General features: G+C 73.4%; 17 protein-coding genes. 7 read left to right on the top strand and 10 right to left on the bottom strand.

The genetic code is table 11. The features are described 5' to 3' along the window. Positions 1 to 133: 133 nt before the first annotated feature. Positions 134 to 415 (top strand): HPr family phosphocarrier protein, encoded by a 282-nt coding sequence (locus HFV08_RS16560; protein WP_040247371.1) that lies wholly within the window; start codon positions 134 to 136, stop codon positions 413 to 415. A gap of 301 nt (positions 416 to 716) precedes the next feature. Here HFV08_RS16560 and HFV08_RS16555 read toward each other — a convergent pair whose 3' ends face one another. The 4 genes from HFV08_RS16555 to HFV08_RS16540 all read right to left on the bottom strand — a co-directional run bounded on the left by HFV08_RS16555 (position 717) and on the right by HFV08_RS16540 (position 5,556). After that, positions 717 to 1,403: a GntR family transcriptional regulator gene (locus HFV08_RS16555; RefSeq protein WP_168540234.1), complete on the bottom strand. Its 687-nt coding sequence runs from the start codon at positions 1,401 to 1,403 to the stop codon at positions 717 to 719. 198 nt (positions 1,404 to 1,601) lie between these two features. Beyond that, positions 1,602 to 2,384 (bottom strand): M23 family metallopeptidase, encoded by a 783-nt coding sequence (locus HFV08_RS16550; protein WP_168540232.1) that lies wholly within the window; start codon positions 2,382 to 2,384, stop codon positions 1,602 to 1,604. Between the two features lie 437 nt (positions 2,385 to 2,821). Next, positions 2,822 to 4,192: a M16 family metallopeptidase gene (locus HFV08_RS16545; protein ID WP_168540428.1), complete on the bottom strand. Its 1,371-nt coding sequence runs from the start codon at positions 4,190 to 4,192 to the stop codon at positions 2,822 to 2,824. 8 nt (positions 4,193 to 4,200) lie between these two features. Further along, entirely contained in the window at positions 4,201 to 5,556 is a 1,356-nt protein-coding gene (locus tag HFV08_RS16540; RefSeq protein WP_168540230.1) for a M16 family metallopeptidase, read from the bottom strand. Positions 5,557 to 5,883: 327 nt separating this feature from the next. On the opposite strand from HFV08_RS16540, the gene HFV08_RS16535 reads away from it, so the two are divergent. Further along, positions 5,884 to 8,337: a DNA gyrase/topoisomerase IV subunit A gene (locus HFV08_RS16535; protein ID WP_168540228.1), complete on the top strand. Its 2,454-nt coding sequence runs from the start codon at positions 5,884 to 5,886 to the stop codon at positions 8,335 to 8,337. Between the two features lie 191 nt (positions 8,338 to 8,528). Here HFV08_RS16535 and HFV08_RS16530 read toward each other — a convergent pair whose 3' ends face one another. After that, a complete protein-coding gene (locus tag HFV08_RS16530; protein WP_312885653.1) occupies positions 8,529 to 9,707 on the bottom strand; it encodes a CobW family GTP-binding protein in 1,179 nt (392 codons plus the stop codon). Between the two features lie 199 nt (positions 9,708 to 9,906). Between HFV08_RS16530 and HFV08_RS16525 the strand changes: the two genes are divergently transcribed. Continuing rightward, positions 9,907 to 10,284 carry a VOC family protein gene (locus HFV08_RS16525; RefSeq protein WP_168540226.1) on the top strand — a complete coding sequence of 126 codons (378 nt, stop codon included), beginning with the start codon at positions 9,907 to 9,909 and terminating at the stop codon, positions 10,282 to 10,284. Positions 10,285 to 10,350: 66 nt separating this feature from the next. Here HFV08_RS16525 and HFV08_RS16520 read toward each other — a convergent pair whose 3' ends face one another. Next, positions 10,351 to 11,589: a citrate synthase/methylcitrate synthase gene (locus HFV08_RS16520; RefSeq protein ID WP_168540224.1), complete on the bottom strand. Its 1,239-nt coding sequence runs from the start codon at positions 11,587 to 11,589 to the stop codon at positions 10,351 to 10,353. A gap of 260 nt (positions 11,590 to 11,849) precedes the next feature. Here HFV08_RS16520 and HFV08_RS16515 point away from each other — a divergent pair, with 260 nt between their 5' ends. The 4 genes from HFV08_RS16515 (at position 11,850) to HFV08_RS16500 (ending at position 16,729) form a co-directional block, all read left to right on the top strand. Next, positions 11,850 to 13,121 (top strand): citrate synthase, encoded by a 1,272-nt coding sequence (locus HFV08_RS16515; RefSeq protein ID WP_168540222.1) that lies wholly within the window; start codon positions 11,850 to 11,852, stop codon positions 13,119 to 13,121. A 78-nt stretch (positions 13,122 to 13,199) separates the two neighbouring features. Beyond that, positions 13,200 to 14,129: a ferredoxin family protein gene (locus HFV08_RS16510; protein WP_168540220.1), complete on the top strand. Its 930-nt coding sequence runs from the start codon at positions 13,200 to 13,202 to the stop codon at positions 14,127 to 14,129. A 96-nt stretch (positions 14,130 to 14,225) separates the two neighbouring features. Next, entirely contained in the window at positions 14,226 to 16,064 is a 1,839-nt protein-coding gene (locus HFV08_RS32550; protein ID WP_168540218.1) for a sensor histidine kinase, read from the top strand. After that, the gene (locus HFV08_RS16500) at positions 16,061 to 16,729 is read left to right on the top strand and encodes a response regulator (RefSeq protein WP_168540216.1); all 669 of its coding nucleotides are present in this window, start codon (positions 16,061 to 16,063) and stop codon (positions 16,727 to 16,729) included. Before HFV08_RS32550 ends, HFV08_RS16500 begins: the two co-directional genes overlap by 4 nt. A 189-nt stretch (positions 16,730 to 16,918) precedes the next feature. Here the strand turns inward: HFV08_RS16500 and HFV08_RS16495 are convergent, their stop codons facing one another. The 4 genes from HFV08_RS16495 to HFV08_RS16480 form a co-directional block, all read right to left on the bottom strand. Beyond that, positions 16,919 to 18,511, bottom strand: a complete 1,593-nt coding sequence (locus HFV08_RS16495) for a monocarboxylic acid transporter (protein WP_168540214.1) — start codon at positions 18,509 to 18,511, stop codon at positions 16,919 to 16,921. Further along, the gene (locus tag HFV08_RS16490) at positions 18,508 to 18,978 is read right to left on the bottom strand and encodes a DUF485 domain-containing protein (RefSeq protein WP_168540212.1); all 471 of its coding nucleotides are present in this window, start codon (positions 18,976 to 18,978) and stop codon (positions 18,508 to 18,510) included. The genes HFV08_RS16495 and HFV08_RS16490 overlap by 4 nt, the downstream gene beginning before the upstream one ends. Before the next feature lie 93 nt (positions 18,979 to 19,071). Beyond that, entirely contained in the window at positions 19,072 to 19,770 is a 699-nt protein-coding gene (locus tag HFV08_RS16485) for a response regulator (protein WP_168540210.1), read from the bottom strand. Next, entirely contained in the window at positions 19,767 to 20,918 is a 1,152-nt protein-coding gene (locus HFV08_RS16480) for a sensor histidine kinase (protein WP_168540208.1), read from the bottom strand. Before HFV08_RS16480 ends, HFV08_RS16485 begins: the two co-directional genes overlap by 4 nt. Positions 20,919 to 21,022: the final 104 nt, after the last annotated feature.

Genomic DNA, 21,022 nt, shown 5'->3' with positions numbered 1-21,022 from the left:
GCGGGCCCGTCCGGGAGGCGGACCCGGGGGTGGGCGCGGCCCTCGGCGGGGCGGGGGTTCCGCGGGGCGGAGCGGGCGTGCGCGACACTGGACGCCGAGACGGTGGGACACCCGAACAGAAGGGCTGCATCAGATGGCTGAGCGTCGCGTCAAGGTCGGCTGGCCGGAGGGCCTCCACGCCCGGCCCGCCTCCATCTTCGTCCGTGCCGCGGCGGCCTCGGGGGTACCGGTGACGGTGGCCAAGGGCGAGGGCGCCCCGGTGAACGCCGCCTCCATGCTGGCGGTCCTCGGGCTCGGGGCGCTGGGCGGCGACGAGATCGTGCTCAGCTCGGACGTGGAGGGCGCCGAGCAGGCCCTGGACCGCCTGGCGAAGCTGGTCACCGAGGGGCTCGGGGAACTGCCGGAGACGGTCTGAGACCTGCCGGGACGGGCCGGGACGCGGGACGGTCCGCGGTCCGGCCCGAGGCCGGTTCGAGGTCCGAGGCGGTCCGAGGGCGGCGGGTGAGCGGCGCGGAAGGACCCCGGCGCGGGAAAGTCCGGCATCGGAAAACGGCGCACGGGAGAATTCCGTGCCGGCGGCGGACAGACACACGGAGCGCCGCATCGACCGAATTCTTTCGGTGCGGCGCTTTCCTCTTCCCGGCCGCCGAAAAGGAATGCGGGCAGCAGAAAGAGACGCCTGCGAAATGCTCTGCTCTTTGTATACGGCAGCCGTGTTAATCGCGGCCGCTCGCCGTGTTTACGGCATGTTGCGAACTCCTCACCGGCGGGCTCTTCCTGGCGAACCGCACCCGGTGGCCGGCGGCCGCCCGCTCGTGGTGCAGGGCCGTGAGCCCGCGCGCCCGCTCCGCGTCCCCGCGGGCGACGGCGTCGACTATCGCCCCGTGCTCCGCCCAGGAGTCCGCGGGCCGCGCGGGCCCCTCGACCGTGTACATCCAGGCGATCTTGTGCCGCAGCTGGGTCAGCAGGGTGATCAGGCCGGGGCTGCCCGAGGCCTGGACGAGGGTCTCGTGGAACCAGCCGCCGAGCGAGCGCAGATCCTCGCTGTGTCCGCGTCCGGCCCGCTCCTGCCCCAGCCTGACCAGGCCCCGGAGCACCTTGAGATGGGCCTCCGTACGGCGCTGCGCGGCCCGGGCGGCGGCCAGCGGTTCGAGCACCGTCCGGATGTCGAGGACGTCGGCCGCCTCCTGCTCGGTGGGCTCGGCCACGCAGGCGCCCGCGTGCCGCCGGGTGATGACGAAGCCCTCGGCCTCCAGGGTGCGCAGGGCCTCGCGCACCGGGACCCGCGAGACGCCGTAGCGCCGGGCGAGGACTTCCTCGGTCAGCCGCCCGCCCCGCTCGTGGACCCCGGCGACGATGTCGTCCCGGATTGCCGTGCATACCGTGTGCGCGGGAATGCGCATGACCGGACCTCCGCATTGATCCGCGCGTAACGCTCTGCAGGAACACTCGTGTCGTGACTCTATTGCAGAACGACGGAATTTCCGATGGCGCACGGGAATCCGGAGATATTTTTGGGACAACCGTGAAAGCCCCGGCTCACGAGCCGGGGCTTTCACGGCATTTCCGCCCAGGGCCTGTCCGGCCGTGCGGCGTTCCGCTCAGAGGTCGACGCCGTGCGAGCGGAGATAGGCGACGGGGTCCATGTCGGAGCCGTAGTCGGGTCCGGTGCGCGCCTCGAAGTGGAGGTGCGGCCCGGTGGTGTTGCCGGTCGCGCCGGACAGGCCGAGCTGCTGCCCGGGGGTCACCGACTGGCCGGCGCTCACCCCGATCGAGGAGAGGTGCCCGTACTGGGTGTACGTGCCGTCGTGCATCTTCAGCACGACCTCGTTGCCGTAGGCGCCGCCCGAACCGGTGCTGACGACGGTGCCGCGGCCGACGGCGTGGACCGGGGTGCCGGAGGCGGCGTGGAAGTCGACGCCGGTGTGGCTGCCGGAGGACCAGATCGCGCCGCCGGTGCGGTAGCCGGTGGAGACGTACGAGCCGGAGACGGGCGCCACATAGGCGTTGAGGCGGCGGCGTTCGGCGGCCCGGGCGGCGCGCTCCTCGGCGGCGCGCTCGGCACGGGCCTTGCGCTTGGCCTCCTGGGCCCGGCGCTCCGCCTCGGCCTCCGCCTTCCTCTTGGCGGCGGCCGCGTCGGCGGCGCTCTCCTGGGCGTCGGCCTGGGCCGCGATCTTCTCGGCGAGCGAGGTGCCGACCTCGTCGACGGCTATCGCGCCGGCCAGCGCCGAGCCCTCGGGCTCCGGCTGGGCCGCGCCCGCGGGGGACGCGAGGGTGCCGAGGACGCCCGCCGTGGTGAGGGCGGCGACGCCCGCGGCGGTGGCGGAGGTACGGGTCAGGCGGCTCGGCCTGCGGTGTCTGCCGCGGGCACGGGTGATCGCCATACGTGTGGCTCGTCCTTTCCTTCCCTATCGCCTACCGGGTTAGCGGTGGGGGTACCTCCCAGGCCCTTGAGGCACTGGGGGAGGGTTCGGAGCAGGAAGGTCTCCTACGGAACGCCCTTGCGAGGGCGCCCGATTCACCCCAGGAACTGCGTTCCCGGCGCCGCGGACGGCGGGCGGGAGGTGGGTCCCCGGCTCCCCTGGCTCGCGCCGTGGGGGGACTCGGCGATGGCTGCCCGGTGCCGCGGGTGCGGCGCGCACATGACGAACAGCCGGAGAGACGCTAAGCGGGACAACCGCCCGGACCAAACCGAAACGGGCTTTTGTCACGCACACCACACGGCAGATCGGAAACCCGGCCCCAATACGGACATGACCGACCCCGGCGGCCATGTCGCCGCCGGGGTCGGTCGCGGGGCGCGGACGCCGCCGCGGGGCCTCTACTGGCCGGTGACCACGGTCACTTCACCGATGCCGAGGGCGCGCACCGGCTCCTCGATCTGGGCGGCGTCGCCGACGAGCACCGTGACGAGGCGGTCCACCGGGAAGGCGTTCACCACAGCGGCGGTCGACTCGACGGTGCCGGTCCCGGCGAGCTGCTGGTAGAGCCTGCCCTGGTAGTCGTCCGGGAGTTGCTGCTCCACCTGGTCCGCGAGCGTCGAGGCGACGGCGCCCGCCGTCTCGTACTTCAGCGGGGCCACGCCCACCAGGTTCTGTACCGCCACATCGCGTTCGGCGTCGGTCAGGCCCTCGGCGGCGAGGGTGCGCAGCACCTTCCACAGGTCGTCGAGGGCGGGGCCGGTGGAGGAGGTGTCCACCGAGCCGGAGATGGCGAGCATCGCGGCGCCCGAACCGTCCTCGGCGGACCGCAGGACCTGGGTGAAGGCCCGTACGCCGTAGGTGTATCCCTTCTCCTCGCGCAGCACCCGGTCGAGGCGGGAGGTGAGGGTGCCGCCCAGGCAGTAGGTGCCGAGCACCTGGGCGGGCCAGACGCTCTCGTGCCGGTCGGGGCCGATCCGGCCGATGAGCAGCTGGGTCTGGACGGCGCCGGGGCGGTCCACGATGACCACCCGGCCGGTGTCGTCGGCGGTGACCCGCGGCGGGGTGCTGGGCTCGGCGGTGCCGCCGGTCCAGGCGCCGAGGGTGTCGCCGAGCAGGGCGTCCAGGTCGATGCCGGTCAGGTCGCCGACCACGACCGCGGTGCCGGTGGCGGGGCGGACGTGCTTCTCGTAGAAGGCGCGTACGGCGGCGGAGTCGATCGCGGCGACCGTCTCCTCGGTGCCCTGGCGCGGCCGGGACATCCGGGAGCCCTCGGGGAAGAGCTGCCGGGACAGCTCCTTGGCGGCGCGGCGGGCGGGGTTGGCCGCCTCGTGCGGGATCTCGTCGAGGCGGTTGCGGACCAGCCGCTCGACCTCGCTGTCCGCGAAGGCGGGCGCGCGCAGGGCGTCCGCGAGCAGACCGAGGGCCTTGGCGAGCCGGGAGGCGGGCACCTCCAGGGACAGGCGCACACCGGGGTGGTCGGCGTGCGCGTCCAAGGTGGCGCCGCAGCGCTCGAGTTCGGCGGCGAACTCCTCGGCGGAGTGCTTGTCGGTGCCCTCCGAGAAGGCGCGGGCCATGATGGTGGCCACGCCGTCCAGGCCCGCGGGCTCGGCCTCCAGGGGGCTGTCCAGGAGCACCTCCACGGCGACGACCTGCTGGCCGGGGCGGTGGCAGCGCAGCACGGTCAGGCCGTTGGCGAGGGCGCCGCGCTCCGGTGCGGGGAAGGCCCAGGGCTTGGCCTCGCCGGCCTGGGGCTGCGGGTGGAACTGCATGGTCGCGCTCACTTCGCCGTCTCCTCGTCGTTGCCTGCGGCCTCGGCCTCGTCGCCCTCGGCGGTCAGCGGCTCGTAGACGAGCACCGCCCGGTTGTCGGGGCGCAGCCGCGCCGCGGCGACCTCGCGCACCTCCTCGGCCGAGATGTCCAGGACGCGCTGCACCGCGGTCAGCGCGAGCTGTGGGTCGCCGAACAGGACGGCGTAGCGGCAGAGTTCGTCGGCGCGGCCCGCTACGGTGCCGAGCCGGTCCAGCCACTCGCGCTCCAACTGGGCCTGGGCGCGCTCCATCTCCTCGGGCGTGGGGCCCTCGGCCGCGAACCGAGCCAGCTCCTCGTCGACCGCGGCCTCGATCTCGGGCACCTCGACCTCGGCGGAAGTCTTCACGTCCAGCCAGCCGAGCGAGGGCGCGCCCGCCAGCCGGAGCAGCCCGAATCCGGCGGCGACCGCCGAACGGTCGCGGCGCACCAGGCGGTTGTAGATCCGGGAGGACTCGCCGCCGCCGAGGACGGTCAGGGCGAGGTCGGCGGCGTCGCCCGCGCGGGTGCCGTCCTCGGGGAGCCGGTAGGCGGCCATCAGCGCGCGGGCCGGGACCTCCTCCTCGACGACCTCGCGCAGCTGCTCGCCGAGGATCTCGGGCAGCGAGCCGTCGCGCGGGGCGGGCTTGCCGTCGTGTCCCGGGATGGACCCGAAGTACTTCTCGATCCATGCGAGGGTCTGCTCGGGGTCGATGTCGCCGACGACCGACAGGACCGCGTTGTTGGGCGCGTAGTAGGTGCGGAAGAAGGACTGGGCGTCCTCCAGGGTGGCCGCGTCGAGGTCGGCCATCGAGCCGATGGGCGTGTGGTGGTAGGGGTGGCCCTCGGGGTAGGAGAGCGCGGTGAGCTTCTCGAAGGCGGTGCCGTAGGGGACGTTGTCGTACCGCTGGCGGCGCTCGTTCTTCACCACGTCGCGCTGGTTGTCCAGGGACTGCAGGTCGAGCGCGTCGAGCAGGGAGCCCATCCGGTCGGCCTCCAGCCACAGGGCCAGTTCGAGCTGGTGGGCCGGCATGGTCTCGAAGTAGTTGGTGCGCTCGAAGCTGGTGGTGCCGTTGAGCGAACCGCCCGCGCCCTGCACCAGTTCGAAGTGCCCGTTCCCCTGCACCTGCCTCGACCCCTGGAACATCAGGTGCTCGAAGAGGTGAGCCAGGCCGGTGCGGCCCTCGACCTCGTGGCGGGAGCCGACGTCGTACCAGAGGCAGACCGCGGCGACCGGAGTCAGGTGGTCCTCGGAGAGCACGACCCTGAGGCCATTGGCCAGGCGGTGCTCGGTCGCTGTCAGGCCGCCGGAACCGGCCTGCGCTGTGGCCGTGTGACCCATGGGCATGTACGTCCCTTCGATCCAGAACTGCTGAACGCGGTGTGATCGTGCTGTTCGGTCGTGTGCGTCGTGCTCGTGCTGTTCGCCGTGCCGGTGGTGCTCGTCATGGCCGCTGGTCGTGCCTGCGGCGGCGTCATGCGCTGCCACTGTATGCAAGCGTGCTGACACCTGGCGAAGTTCCCGCAGTCGGCACGCCCTGAGTGAACGCCGCGGCGCCGTCCGCGGCGGTCGGATCGCCCTCTTGTGACGGGTCGCGGTCGGCGTTGTCGGTGCGCAGGTCCACAATGGTCGGCGTCAGATCACGTTCATGTTGGTGAAGGAGCCGCAGCAGCGATGGCCCGCCGCAGCACGAAGACCCCGCCGCCCGGGGAGGAGTTCGAGGAGCGGATCCTCGACATCGACGTCGTCGACGAGATGCAGGGCTCCTTCCTCGAGTACGCGTACTCGGTCATCTATTCCAGGGCCCTGCCGGACGCCCGCGACGGGATGAAGCCGGTCCACCGGCGCATCGTCTACCAGATGAACGAGATGGGGCTGCGGCCCGATCGCGGGTACGTGAAGTGCGCCCGCGTCGTCGGCGAGGTGATGGGCAAGCTCCACCCGCACGGCGACGCCTCGATCTACGACGCGCTCGTCCGGCTCGCGCAGCCCTTCTCGATGCGGCTGCCGCTGGTCGACGGCCACGGCAACTTCGGCTCGCTCGGCAACGACGACCCGCCCGCCGCGATGCGGTACACCGAGTGCCGGATGGCCGACGCCACCAGCCTGATGACGGAGTCGATCGACGAGGACACCGTCGATTTCGCGCCGAACTACGACGGCCAGGAGCGGGAACCGGCCGTCCTCCCGGCGGCCTACCCCAACCTCCTGGTGAACGGCTCCTCCGGCATCGCCGTGGGCATGGCCACCAACATGGCGCCGCACAACCTGCGCGAGGTGATCGCCGCCGCCCGCCACCTGATCCGGTACCCGGGCGCGGACCTCGACGCCCTGATGCGGCATGTGCCCGGCCCCGACCTGCCCACCGGCGGGCGGATCGTCGGTCTCGGCGGCATCCGGGACGCCTACGAGAACGGCCGGGGCACCTTCAAGATCCGGGCGACCGTGGCCGTGGAGGACGTCACGGCGCGCCGCAAGGGCCTGGTGGTGACCGAACTCCCCTTCACCGTCGGCCCGGAGAAGGTGATCGCCAAGATCAAGGACCTGGTCGGGGCGAAGAAGCTGCAGGGCATCGCCGACGTCAAGGACCTCACCGACCGCGAGCACGGGCTGCGCCTGGTCATCGAGATCAAGAACGGCTTCGTGCCCGAGGCGGTCCTGGAGCAGCTCTACAAGCTGACGCCGATGGAGGAGTCCTTCGGCATCAACAACGTCGCCCTGGTGGACGGCCAGCCCCTGACCATGGGCCTCAAGGAGCTCCTGGAGGTCTACCTCGACCACCGCTTCGGCGTGGTGCGCCGCCGCAGCGAGTTCCGCCGCGGCAAGCGCCGCGACCGCCTGCACCTGGTGGAGGGCCTGCTCGTCGCGCTGCTCGACATCGACGAGGTCATCCGGCTGATCCGCTCCAGCGAGAACTCGGCCCAGGCCAAGCAGCGCCTCATCGAGCACTTCTCGCTGAGCGAGATCCAGACCCAGTACATCCTGGACACCCCGCTGCGCAGGCTCACCAAGTACGACCGCATCGAGCTGGAGTCCGAGCGCGACCGGCTCAAGCAGGAGATCGAGGAGCTGACCCGGATCCTCGAATCGGACGCGGAGCTGCGCAAGCTCGTCTCCTCCGAACTCGCCGCCGTGGCCAAGAAGTTCGGCACCGACCGGCGCACCGTGCTGCTGGAGTCCTCCGGCGCCGCGGCCCCGGTGGTCGACCTTCAGGTCGCCGACGACCCCTGCCGGGTGCTGCTCTCCTCGACCGGGCTGATCGGCCGTACGGTGACGGCCGAGCCGCTGCCCGAGGGCGACGGCAAGCGCACCAAGCACGATGTGATCGTCTCCGCGGTCCCGGCGACCGCGCGCGGCGAGATCGGCGCCGTCACCTCCGGCGGGCGGCTGCTGCGGCTCAATGTCGTCGACATCCCGCAACTGCCCGAGGCGGCCGCGCCGCCGAACCTCGCGGGCGGGGCCCCGGTCGCCGAGTTCCTGACCCTGGAGGGGGACGAGACGCTGGTCTGCCTGACCACGCTCGACGAGTCCTCCCCCGGGCTCGCCCTCGGCACCCAGCAGGGCGTGGTGAAACGCGTGGTGCCCGACTACCCGTCCCACAAGGACGAGTTGGAGGTCGTCACGCTGAAGGACGGCGACCGGATCGTGGGCGCCGTGGAGCTGCGCACCGGCGAGGAGGACCTGGTCTTCATCACCGACGACGCCCAACTGCTGCGCTACCAGGCCTCCCAGGTGCGCCCGCAGGGCAGAGCGGCGGGCGGTATGGCGGGCGTCAAGCTCGCGGAGGGGGCGAGGGTGCTCTCCTTCACGGCCGTCGATCCCGCGGTGGAGGCGGTGGTGTTCACGGTCGCCGGTTCGCGGGGCACCCTCGACGACTCGGTGCAGACCACGGCGAAGATGACCCCCTTCGACCAGTACCCGCGCAAGGGCCGGGCGACCGGCGGCGTCCGCTGCCAGCGCTTCCTCAAGGGCGAGGACTGCCTCCACCTCGCCTGGGCCGGTCCCGTCCCGCCGCGGGCCGCCCAGAAGAACGGGGCGGCCGCGGAGCTGCCCGAGATGGATCCGCGCCGCGACGGCTCGGGGGTCTCGCTGCCCAAGACGGTCGCGGTGGTCGCGGGGCCGGTGTAGCCGGAGAGCCGAACTGCCGAACTACCGGACAGGCACCGGGAGTCGGCAGCCGGGAGGAGTCGGGCCGGGCCCCGGCGGGTGCGTTCCGTGCCCCGCCGGGGCCCGGTCGCGTGTCCGGCCCGGCGGCGTGTCCGACCGACTCGCTTGTCCGGCCCGGCAGCGTGTCCGGCCCGGCGGACGGTCCTGCCGGATCAGCCGGGGTACGCCGCCGGGTCAGCGTCCGGCGAGCGGTGGGCGTCCGGCTCCGCGCCGTCTCCGTCCGCGGGCTCCGGCGCCCCGTACTCCCCCGGGGCCGCCGCGGGCTCGGGATCGGCCACGTACCGCAGGACTCCCCACATGGTGTGCTCCTCCGGGATGTCACCGGGGCCGGACAGGCGGCAGCCGTGCAGTTCCTTCTCCAGGGCGGCGGTGTCGAAGCCGGAGCCGATGAGCACCAGTTGGGTGGTGCGCGGGGTGCCGGCGGGCCAGGGCTCCGGGGAGAAGCGCAGGAAGCGGCCGACCGCGTGCACCTCGTAGCGGTTGGCGGGGTCGAGGGCGCCGAAGTCGACGTACCCCTTGATGCGGTAGAGGCCCTCCGGCCGGCTGTCCAGGAAGTCCATCAGGCGGCGCGGGTGCAGCGGGGCCCCGCTGGTGAAGGCCAGGCTCTCGTAGCCGCTGTGCAGGTGGTCCGCCCCGTGGTCGTGGCCGTGGCCGTCGGAGGGATGGTCGCCGTCCCCGGCCGGGGCGGTGCGGAGGTCGTCGAAGGAGAGCTGTCCGAAGCGCTCGGTGACCGGCTTGCGCTCGAAGAGCAGCGCCGGGTCGATCCGCCCGAAGGAGGCGTGCACGACCGCCGCCCGGTCGGTGCGGGAGGACACCAGCTCCCGCAGGCGCGGGAGTTCCCCGGTGCCGAGGCGGTCGGCCTTGTTCAGGACGACCAGATCGGCCACCGCGAGATGCCGGTCGATCTCCGGGTGGCGCTGCCGGGTGGCCTCGAACTCGACGGCGTCCACCACCTCGACGAGCCCCCCGTACACGATCCGGCGGTTCTCGCTCGCGAGGACCATGCGGACGAGTTCCTCGGGTTCCGCGAGTCCGCTGGCCTCGATGACGATCACGTCGATCCGGGCGGCGGGCCGGGTCAGCTGCTCCAAGAAGCCGTCGAGCTCACCGACGTCGACCGCGCAGCACAGGCAGCCGTTGCCCAGCGAGACGGTCGAGTCGCCGAGCCGTCCCGCGACCGCCATCGCGTCGATCTCGATGGAGCCGAAGTCGTTGACGACGGCGCCGATACGGCTGCCCCTGCTGCTGTGCAGCAGATGGTTGAGCAGGGTCGTCTTGCCCGATCCCAGGAAGCCCGCGAGGACGACGACCGGAATCTGCGGCTCACTCACGGCGGGCCCTTTCGGCAGGAGGCGGCGGCTGACGACAGGTGTCGGACCCGCCTCACCGCGAGGCGGCAGGCCGGTCGTCGGCCAGGATACGAGCCGGGTCCGACACCGCTGCCGCGCCGCTCCTCCCCGGGCGGGCGTGGGCGGTAGCCTCCCGCCCACGCTCACGAAGCCCAGAGCACGAAGCTCAGAGGGAGTCACCATGGCCACCCCGCCACCGCGCTTCACCGGGACCGTCCTCGACGCCCCCGACCCCCGCCTACTCGCCCGCTTCTACGCCGACCTGCTGGGCTGGCGGATCGTCGCGGACGAGCCGGAGTGGGTGAAGCTCGCCGCCCCGGAGGGCGGCCCCGCTCTCGCCTTCCAGGCCGAGCCCCGCTATGTGCCGCCCGCCTGGCCCGCCGCCGAGGGCGCCCCGGGGATGATGATGCATCTCGACTTCGAGGTGGCGGACCTCGACACCGGTGCCGCGCACGCCGAGTCCTGCGGCGCCGTCCTCGCCGACTTCCAGCCCCAGGACGACGTACGGGTCCTCCTGGATCCGGCGGGGCACCCGTTCTGCCTGTGGGTGCGGACCTGAGGCCCTGCCCGGGGGTGCGGACCTGAGACCTGCCCGGGCGCCGGAGGCCCGCACGTCCCGCGAGCCTCAGGCAGCGGATTCCGGTGCGGGGACGGGCGGCACGGGCACGGGCGGCACCGGGCCCACATAGCGCGCCGCGGGACGGATGATCTTCGAGTCCTCGGCCTGTTCCAGGATGTTGGCGCTCCAGCCGACGACCCGTGCCGCGGCGAAGGTGGGCGTGAACATCTCCCGGGGCAGTCCGCAGAGTTCCATCACCACCCCGGCGTAGAACTCGACATTGGTGTGCAGCTCGCGGCCCGGCTTGAGCTCGGCGAGGAGGGCCTCCACCCGGCGCTCCACCTCGGTCGCGAACTCCACCAGGGGCCCGCCGAACCCCTCGGCCAGGGTCCGCAGCAGCCGCGAACGCGGGTCCTCCGTGCGGTAGACGGGATGCCCGAAGCCCATGATCCGCTCGCCCGCGAGGACCCGCGCGCGGATCCAGGGGTCGATCCGCTCCGGGCTGCCGATCGCGTCCAGGGTGTCCAGGGCCCGGCTGGGCGCACCGCCGTGCAGCGGACCGGAGAGCGCGCCGACGGCCCCGGCGAGGCAGGCGGCCACATCGGCGCCGGTGGAGGCGATCACGCGGGCGGTGAAGGTGGACGCGTTGAAACCGTGGTCGATCGTCGAGATCAGGTACGTCTCGACGGCCCGGGCGCGCTCCGGGTCCGGCTCCGAACCGGTCAGCATGTAGAGGTAGTTGGCGGCGTAGGGCAGGTCCTCGCGCGGCTCGACCGGCTCCAGGCCCCGGCCGAGCCGGTGCAGCGCGGTCAGCAGGGTCGGGGTGACGGCGCAGGCGGCGAGGGTGTCCTCCCGGCGCGTCTCGGCGTCGGTGTCGTAGACCGGCCGGAAGCCCTGGGCGGCGCCGTAGAGCGACAGCGCCGTGCGCAGACCGGCGAGCGGACCCGACCGCACGCTCGCCGCGGCCAGCGCGGGCAGCGCGGCCCTGACCTCCTCGGGCAGCCGCCGCAGTGCCGCGGTCCGCCGGGTGAAGGCCGTGCGCCGGGCCGCGTCCGGGAGTTCGCCGTGGACCATCAGGTGCCAGACGTCCTCGAAGCTCCTGGTCCGCGCCAGCTCGATCGCCGAGAACTGCCGGTAGTGGTAGAAGCCCTCGCGGCCGCGCACATCGCCGAGGGCGGTCCGCGTGACGACGACCCCGGCGAGCCCGCGCGGGGCGTCGGCGGCGCCGGGCCCGGTGGCCCCGCCCCCTCCCGGTGCCGTACCGAGCGGCTGACTTCCCGCATTCGCGGTCGAGTTGATCGACATATTGATCCCCTGCCTGTGCCGTGGCCGAGAAGGGAGCGCGAAGGGCTCCGCGCGGAGTCGACGCACGACTGCCCTCTCTCCTCCCACCCGGACCCTCTCTCCGTACGGGACTGCTGTGCCCGGGATGACCGGACTTCCTCAGATGCTTCGACTCTCCATGGTTGACTTGAAAGCTGTCAATATTGATTGAATCAATGCACAGCTCGGCCCCCATACAGAGTCGACGGCAGAGCACGGAGAAACAGGGATACGGTGACGCCATGACCGACGCGCAGCATCCTCAGCGGACCCGGGACGACGGCGGCGACGCCGAGCGCCGTCTGAGCACCCGGGAGGCCGCGGACCTCCTGGGCGTCAAGCCCGAGACGGTCTACGCCTACGTGAGCCGCGGCCAGTTGAGCAGCCGCCGCGGCGGAGGCGGACGGGGCAGCACCTTCGACGCCGCGGAGGTCGAGGCGCTCGCCCGGCGCAACGGGCGGGAGCGGCGCGGTGAGCCCGCGGCCGGAGACCTCGCCGTACGGACCCGGCTCACCCTCATCGACGAGGACCGCTACTGGTTCCGCGGCGTGGACGCCGCCGCACTCGCCCTGAGCCGCTCCTACGAGGAAGTCGCCGAGTGGCTGTGGACCGGGAAGCCGGTGCCGGGCGCCGAGTTCACCGCTCCCCCGGCGCATCTCGACGCCGCCCGCCGCTCGGTCGCCGCCCTGCCCGGGGAGAGCGGCCCGATCGACCGCCTGCGGGTGGCGGCCGTCGCCGCGGCGACCGCGGACCCGCTGCGGTTCGACCTCTCCCCCGAGTCGGTGCTCGGCACCGCCCGCACGCTGATCCCGACCCTGGCCTGCGCACTGCCCCCGCTCCAGGAGGCGGCACCGGACACCGGCCCCCTCGCCGCCCGCCTCTGGGGCCGCCTCACCCCGAGGGCGCCCGAGGCCGCCGCCGTGCACGCGCTCGACACCGCCCTCGGCCTGCTCGCCGACCACGATCTCGCCGCCTCCACCCTCGCGGTACGGGTGGCCGCCTCCGCCCGCGCGCACACCTACGCGGCCGTCTCGGCGGGGCTCGGCGTCCTCGAAGGCCCGCTGCACGGCGCGGCCAGCGCCCTGGCCCACCGGCTGCTCGACGAGGTGCTCCAGCGCGGCGGGGCCGGCCCGGTCATCGCCGCCGAACTGCGGGCGGGCCGCGGCATCCCCGGCCTCGGCCACCGGCTCTACCGGGGCGAAGACCCGCGCGCGCAGGCCCTGTTCGGGCTGCTGGAAGAGGTCCCCGGGGCCGGACCCGCCCTGGACGCGGCCCGGGACGTGGTCGAGACGGGCGCCCGCCACACCGGCCTGCACGCCAACGCGGATCTGGCCCTCGCGGTGCTGACCCTCGGCACCGGCATGTCCGCGGAGGCGGGCGAGACCGTCTTCGCCGTGGCCCGCACCGCCGGGTGGATCGCGCACGCCCTGGAGGAGTACGGGGAACGCCCCCTGCGCATGCGCCCCGTGGGCCGCTACGCCGGGCCCCTCCCGCCGCAGCCCCTGCCCGGGTGACCGGCCCCCGCGGGACGGCGCGAGAAGGCCACCGAGCCGCGCAGTTGCACACGGTCCAGGCAGGTTAGGCTCACCTCCGTGAGTATCTGCGCACCTGCATCGCAGCACCTCGGCGAGCCGCTCGCGGGGACCGCCGCCACCGCCGCCACCTGGCTGCTCGTCGAACAGCCCGGCCCCTGGGGCGCCAAGGCACTCACCGCCAGCCACCTCGACCCCGCCCTCGGCGCCGCCCTGGAGTCCGCGGCCGAGGGCACCGGCGTACGGGTCGCCCTGATCCGGCGCCCCGGCCGCCACTCCGACGCCGGACCCGACGCGGCCCGCCGGATCTACGCGGCGCACACGGCACCGGGCGGCGACTGGATCCGCACCGCCACCACCGAGGATTCCGCCCGCCTCCTCGACCTGGACCTCCCGGCCCTCGGCGCGGGCGACCCCGGCTCCTTCGACCGGCTGCCGGGCGCCGCCGCACACAGCGGGGCGCCCCTCGTCCTGGTGTGCACCAACGGCAAGCGGGACCGCTGCTGCGCCCTCCTCGGCCGCCCCCTGGCGAGGGAGCTGGCCGAGTCCGGGCAGGGCGACATCTGGGAGGTCACCCACCTCGGCGGCCACCGCTTCTCCCCCACCCTCCTCGTCCTGCCCTACGGCTACGCCTACGGAAGGGCCGCGGCGCACACCGTGAAGGACGTCCTGACCGCGGTCGCCGACGGGCATATCGTCCTCGAGGGCTGCCGCGGCAGATCCGCCTGGGAGCGCCCCGGCCAGGCCGCGGAGCTGGCCGTACGGGCCACGGCCCGCGAGACCCGGGCAGGGGTGCTGCGGGTGGCCCGCACCGAGGGCGCCGCCCCGCGCTGGGAGGTCACCGTCGCCCACCGCGACGGACGGCACTGGCAGGTCACCGTGGCCCAGGGCGCCTCCCTGCCGCCCCGCCCGGAGAGCTGCGGGGCCGCGCTGGGGACCCCGGCCCGGATGGACGTGGTGGCGGTGAGGGAGACCGCGCCCACGAGCTGAGCCGCGGGCCCGCCCAAGGGTGCCGGGCCGCACCGGCTGAGGCGCATGTCACAGGGATTGCCCCGGCCCTGGTACCGCCCCGTACCGTTCGTACCCATGAGCCCGATATCCGCCGCCCGCCGCCTGCGCCGGCTCCTGCCCAGGCGGGCCTTCGCGCAGGTGCTGCTGATGCAGCTGGGCATCGCCGCGGGCGTCGCGGTCCTCGCCACCGGCCTCTTCCTCGCACCGCTGGGCGACCAGCTCGACGACCAGGCCATGCGGCGCGCCCTCGCCATCGCCCAGACCACGGCGGCGCACCCCGCGCTGGCCGAGGAGCTGCGCACCAGCGAGCCGGGGGTCCACGGGCCGGTGCAGACCGAGGCCGAACGCATCCGGCGGGCGAGCGGGGCCGAGTACGTGGTCGTCATGGACACCCGGGGCGTGCGCTGGTCGCACCCCGACACCACCGGCCTCGGCCACCGGGTCTCCACCGACCCGGGGGCCGCGCTCGCGGGCCGGGAGGTCATGGAGATCGACGAGGGCACCCTCGGCCGCTCCGCCCGCGGCAAGGTGCCGCTGCGGGACGAGGAGGGCCGGATCGTGGGCGCGGTCTCGGTCGGCATCGCGTACGACAGCGTCCGCGCCCGCCTGATCCACGCCATTCCGGAACTGCTCGCCTACGCGGGCGGCGCCCTCGCCGTCGGGGCGCTGGCCGCCTGGCTCATCTCCCGGCGGGTGCAGCGCCAGACCCGCGACCTGGCCTTCTCCGACATCGCCGCGCTGCTCGCGGAACGCGAGGCCATGCTGCACGGCATCCGCGAGGGCGTGGTGGCCCTGGACCGCGAGGGCCGCCTGCGCCTTGTCAACGACGAGGCGCAGCGCCTGCTCGGACTCGGCGCCGGGGCCATCGGCGAACCCCTGGAGGCGGTACTCGGCCCGGGCCGCACCACCGACGTCCTCGCCGGGCGCGTGCGGGGCACCGATCTGCTGACCGTACGCGGCCCCCGCGTCCTGCTCGCCAACCGGATGCCGACCGAGGACGGCGGGGCCGTCGCCACCCTGCGCGACCGCACCGAGGTCGAGGAGCTGGGCCGCGAACTCGACTCCACCCGCGGCCTCATCGACGCCCTGCGCGCCCAGGACCACGAACACGCCAACCGGATGCACACCCTCCTCGGCCTGCTCGAACTGGGCATGTACGAGGAGGCCGTGGAGTTCGTCGCGGATGTCACCGGCGCCCACCGGATGACGGCGGAGCAGCTCACCGAGATGATCCACGACCCGCTGCTCTCGGCGCTCCTCGTCGGCAAGGCCACGGTCGCGGCGGAGCGCGGGGTGGACTTCACGGTCCGCGCCGAACCCGCCCTCCCCGACCGGCTGGTGGACGCCCGGGGCCTGGTCACCATCGTCGGCAATCTGGTCGACAACGCCTTCGACGCGGCCTCCGGGACCACCGGGGCCCGGGTCGAACTGGAGCTGCGGGTGGACGCGCGCACCGTGGTCCTGGAGGTACGGGACACCGGTCCCGGCGTCCCCGAGGCCGAGCGCGAGTCGGTGTTCGTGGAGGGCTGGTCCACCAAGCGGCCCCCCGCCCACGGCAAGCGCGGGATCGGGCTCGCCCTGGTACGGCGGCTCGCCGAACGCCAGGGCGGCAGCGCCACGGTCGACGAGACCCCGCACGGCGGCGCCCGCTTCACCGTGGTGCTGCCGGAGGCCTTGACCCCGCCCTCGGCACCGGCTGTGGCTGCGTCGGCGTCATCGGATGCGGCCGCTTCGGTGGCAACTGGCCCGGCGGGCACGGAAGATGGGGGCGGCTCGGCGGGTACGCCGAAGCCAGCCGGTTCGGTCGGCACGGTCGGTACGGATGGCACAGGTGACACGGGTGGTGCGGCAGGCACGCCGGGAGCCGCTGGTGCGAGCGGTGCGGCTGACGCCACGGGGGAAGGTGAGCGGTGATCGAGGTCCTCGTCGTCGACGACGACATCCGGGTGGCGGACGTCAACGCCGCCTACGTGGCACGCGTCCCCGGCTTCACCGTGACCGGTACCGCCCACAGCGCCGCCGAGGCCCTGCGACTGCTCGACGCCCACCACGTCGACCTGGTCCTCCTCGACCACTACCTGCCCGACGGCACGGGACTCGACGTGGTCCGCCACCTCCGCGAACGCGGCCACCAGGCCGACGTCATCATGGTGACCGCGGCCCGGGACGTGGCCACCGTACGAGCGGCCATGCGGCACGGCGCCCTGCAGTACCTCGTCAAGCCCTTCTCCTTCTCCGGCCTGCGCGCGAAGCTGGAGGCCTACGCGCAGCTGGGCTCCCTCGACGAGGGCGGCGAGGCCGAACAGGCCGAGGTGGACCGGATCTTCGGTGCCCTGTCCGCCACGGCACCCCCGGAACTCCCCAAGGGCCACTCCCCCACCACCGCCGAGCTGGTACGCCGCGTCCTGCGCGAAGCCGAAGGCCCCCTCTCCGCCCAGGACCTCGCCGACCGCACCCAGCTGAGCCGCCAGACCGCCCAGCGCTACCTGAAGCTCCTCGAACGCACCGGCCGCGTCCGCCTCACCCTCCGCTACGGCGACGCCGGCCGCCCGGAACACCGCTACGAGTGGGGCACGTAGCCGGGGCCTGAGCCCCGGGCCGGGGCGAGGGAAGCCTGAGCCCCGGGCCCGGAGCGAGCGAGGCCCAAGCTTCCGATACGAGGTCTGCCCACTTTCCGGCACGAGGGCCCCGTCTCGGGTACGAGGCCTTGCCCTCTGCGGTACGAGACCCCGTCCAGCTCTCCGGTACGAAGGCCCGCGGCGCTGCTCTCAGACCGCGCCCGCCCCGGTCAGCGAACGCACCTCGGTCTCCGCGTGCTTGTCCTCGTCCGCCTGCTCCGGGGAGGTCACGGTGCCGAGCCACCCGGCGAGGAAGCCGAGGGGGATCGAGACCAGCCCCGGGTTCTCCAGGGGGAAGAGCTGGAAGTCGAGTCCGGGGAACATCGAGGACCCGCTGCCGGAGACCACCGGCGACAGCGCGACGAGCAGCAGCGCCGGCAGCAGCCCGCCGTACACCGACCAGACCGCTCCCCTGGTGTTGAACCGCCGCCAGAACAGCGAGTAGAGCAGGACCGGCAGATTCGCCGAGGCCGCCACGGCGAAGGCGAGACCGACGAGGAAGGCGACGTTCAGGTCCCGCACCAGCAGCGCGAGGCCGATCGCCACCGCCCCGATCCCGGCCGCCGCCACCCGCGCCACGGCCACCTCGCTGCGCTGCTTGGCGCCCTCGCGCCGCAGACTCACGTAGAGGTCGTGGGCAACCGAGGCGGAGGAGGCCAGGGTGATGCCGGCGACCACGGCCAGGATCGTCGCGAAGGCGATCGCCGCCACCACCGCGAAGAGCACGGTGCCGCCCGTGGAGTCCAGTCCCCCGCCCAGATCCCCGGCGAGCAGCGGCACCGCGGTGTTCCCCGCCGCGTTCGAGTCCCGTACCTCCCGGGAGCCGACGATCGCCGCGGCACCGAAGCCGAGGACGATGGTCATCAGGTAGAAGCCCCCGATGAGGCCGATCGACCAGACCACGGACCGCCGGGCGGCGCGCGCCGTGGGCACCGTGTAGAAGCGGGAGAGGATGTGCGGCAGCCCGGCGGTCCCGAGGACCAGGGCGAGCCCCAGGCTGATGAAGTCGAAGCGCGCGGTCCAGTCGCCCCCGTACCGGAGCCCGGGTGCCAGGAAGTCCCCGCCGTGACCGCTGCGTTCGGCCGCGGTGCGCAGCAGGTGGTCGAAGTCCCCGTGGAACCTGACCAGGACGAGCACGGTGAGCGCGACGGCACCGCACATCAGCAGCACGGCCTTGACGATCTGGATCCAGGTCGTCGCCCGCATCCCGCCGAGGGACACATAGATCACCATGAGCGCGCCGACGCCGATGACCGTCCAGGCCTGGGCGAGGCCGCCGGTCCCGCCGAGGAGCAGGGCCACCAGGCTGCCCGCCCCGACCATCTGCGCGACCAGGTACAGCACCGACACCGTCACCGAGGAGGCCCCGGCGGCGATCCGCACCGGCCGCTCGCGCATACGGGCGGCGACTACGTCGGCCAGCGTGAAGCGTCCGCAGTTGCGCACGAGTTCGGCCACGAGCAGCAGCACGACCAGCCAGGCGACGAGGAATCCCACCGAGTAGAGCAGGCCGTCGTAGCCGTAGAGCGCGATGAGGCCCGAGATGCCGAGGAAGGACGCCGCCGACATGTAGTCCCCGGCGATGGCGAAGCCGTTCTCCATCGGTGAGAAGAGCCGCCCACCGGCGTAGAACTCCTCCGCCGAACCCTGCCGGTTCCGTCCCGCCCAGGTGGTGATCCCCAGTGTCGCCAGGATGAAGACACTGAACAGCACCAGGGCCAGGTTCTGGTGGTCGTCGGTCACTTGGTGATTCCTCGCGTCAGTTCCTGTGTGTCCCAGCGCAGTTCGAGCGCCGCCCGGTCCCTGCGCAGCCGGGCATGGCGTGCGTACGCCCAGGTGAGCAGGAAGGTGGTCAGGAACTGCCCGAGTCCCGCGAACATCGCGATGTTCACCACCCCGATGACCGGACGCGCCATCAGCTCGGGCACCGTCGTGGCGGCCACCACATAGGCCACGTACCAGAGGAGGAATCCGATGACGGCGGGGACGACGAACCGGCGGTACCGGCCGCGCACCTCCTGGAAGGCCGCGCTCTGCTGCACCTCCCGGTAGACACTTGCCGCGCTCCGCTCCGGTGAGCCCCCGGGTCCGGGCACGGGGACCGGCCGGTCGGCGGTGGCGTCGGTGCCCGCCCAGCCGACCGCCGGGGCGTCCTGCCAGGGATCGTCCAGCCGGATCTGCCCGGCCTCGCTCCCGTCGTGCTTGTCCACCGCACTCTCCTTGCCCGCGACTGCTTCAGACGCGTCATCAAGGATGGACGGACAGTGAGCGTCCCTGCTCGGCTCCTTCCCCTCTTCACACCATCAGGTGATGGACCGTCCAGGCGGTCGGACAAGTCCATGGGCGTATGCGTAACGCACCGCTCCCGCCCGGTCCTTGAGCCCCGCCTTGGCGAAGAGATTGTTGATGTGGGTCTTCACGGTGGCCGTGGAGACATGCAGGGCGGTGGCGATCTCCTGGTTGGAGCAGCCGTCCGCGATCTTGACGAGCACCTCGGTCTCCCGGGCGGTCAGTCCGTCCGGCGGCGGGGAGGCCGTCTCGGCGTCCGCAGGTGCCGACAGCCGCTCCAGAAGGCGGCGTTGGACACTCGGCGAGAACCCCGCCTCACCGGCCAGCACGCTGTGCACCACCCGGACGATCTCCTCGCCCCCGGCGTCCTTGGTCAGATAACCCCGCGCCCCGGCCCGCAGTGCGGGGAAGACCGAGTCGTCGTCCCCGAAGGTGGTCAGCACCACCACCTGGGTCCCCGGGTACTCCCGGCGGATGCGTCGGGTGGCCTCGACGCCGTCGCACCGCGGCATCCGGAGGTCCATCAGGACCGCGTCCGGGGCGAGTTCGGCCACCTTCGCCACGGCCTCCTCGCCGTCCCCCGCGGAGCCGACCACCGTGATCCCCGGCAGCAGACCGAGGATCATCACGATGCCCTCGCGCACCACCGTCTGGTCGTCGACCACCACGACCCGGGCCACCCGCTGCTGCCCCGCGTCCTCCCCGACGGTCATACCGGCACCTTCAGCCTCACCATGAATCCCTCTTCGTACGGCCCGGCGTGCAGGGAGCCGCCGAGCAGTTCGGCACGCTCCCGCATCCCGAGGAGACCGTAACCGGCGCCGGCCACCGCCAGTTCGCCCGCCGGTCCCCCGTCGTCCTTCACCGCCAGGGTGATGTGTTCTCCCCCGTACTCCAGCCGCAGGGCGACCCGGGCTCCGGGAGCGTGCTTGCGGACGTTGGTGAGGGCTTCCTGCGCCACCCTCCGCACGGCCTGGGAGGCCTCGGCGGACAAGGGGCACCGCTCCCCGGTGACGGTGACCTCCCCGTCCTCCGCGAGGGAGACCAGCTCCTTCAGGTACTCCTCCAGCGGTGTCATGTCGCCCCGCAGGGCCGAGAGCGCCTGACGGGTCTCGTCCAGTCCCTCCTTCGCCATGCCGCGGGCGGCGACGATCCGCTCCCGTACCGCTTCACGCCCGGCGTCCTGGTCCAGGAGGATCCGGGCCGCCTCCAGGTGGACGAGCTGGGCGGAGAGGCTGTGCGCGAGGACGTCGTGGATCTCTCTGGCTATCCGGGCCCGCTCGGCGAGGGCCGCCGACTCCCGCTCCGCCTCCCGCGCGGCGCGTTCCTGGGCCAGCAGCCGCCGGGCGCTGCCTCTGGCCTCCGCGTCCAGCCGGAGCACGTACCCCGCCAGGCACATGCCGACCGTGGTGACGGCGGTGACGATCCAGGCGTCGTTGTCGACGGCTATGTAGGCGCCGAGAGCCGCTGCCGTCGCCGGTACCGCGGCGAAGAGCGGCAGCCGTTCCAGGGCGGTGACGGCGCAGACGCACCACAGCACCAGCGCGGGCACCGCGAGCCCGACCTCCTGCGCGGCGATCCCGGCCCCGAGGAGCACCCCGAGCAGCAGCACCGACGGCCGGAGCCGGTGCCGGTAGGTCATCCGGAAGAAGGCCCAGGCCGCCGCGGCGCAGACGGCGAGTCCGAAACCCGCGCCCACGACGACCGTCACCGAGGCGTCCCGGTCCGCGAGCCCGCTCCAGACCACGAGCGCGACCACCATGATCCGCACCGCCCGGGTCAGGATCCGGCGCGCGGGAGTCATCTCGGCCGGCGACAACGCCTCCCGCGAGGGCCACCGGGACCAGGCCTCGGCGGTCATTCCCGCTCCCCTCGGGGCAGGCGGGCCGGGCGTCCACCGAGCGGCACCCGTATGGCCCCGGCGGTCGCCACGGCAGGAGTGACCGGGCCGCGAAGGGCGGATAC

This window comes from Streptomyces physcomitrii (genome assembly GCF_012273655.1).
In the GTDB taxonomy this organism is placed as follows: Bacteria; Actinomycetota; Actinomycetes; order Streptomycetales; family Streptomycetaceae; genus Streptomyces; species Streptomyces physcomitrii.
This window is presented reverse-complemented; position numbering and strand designations above follow the sequence as displayed.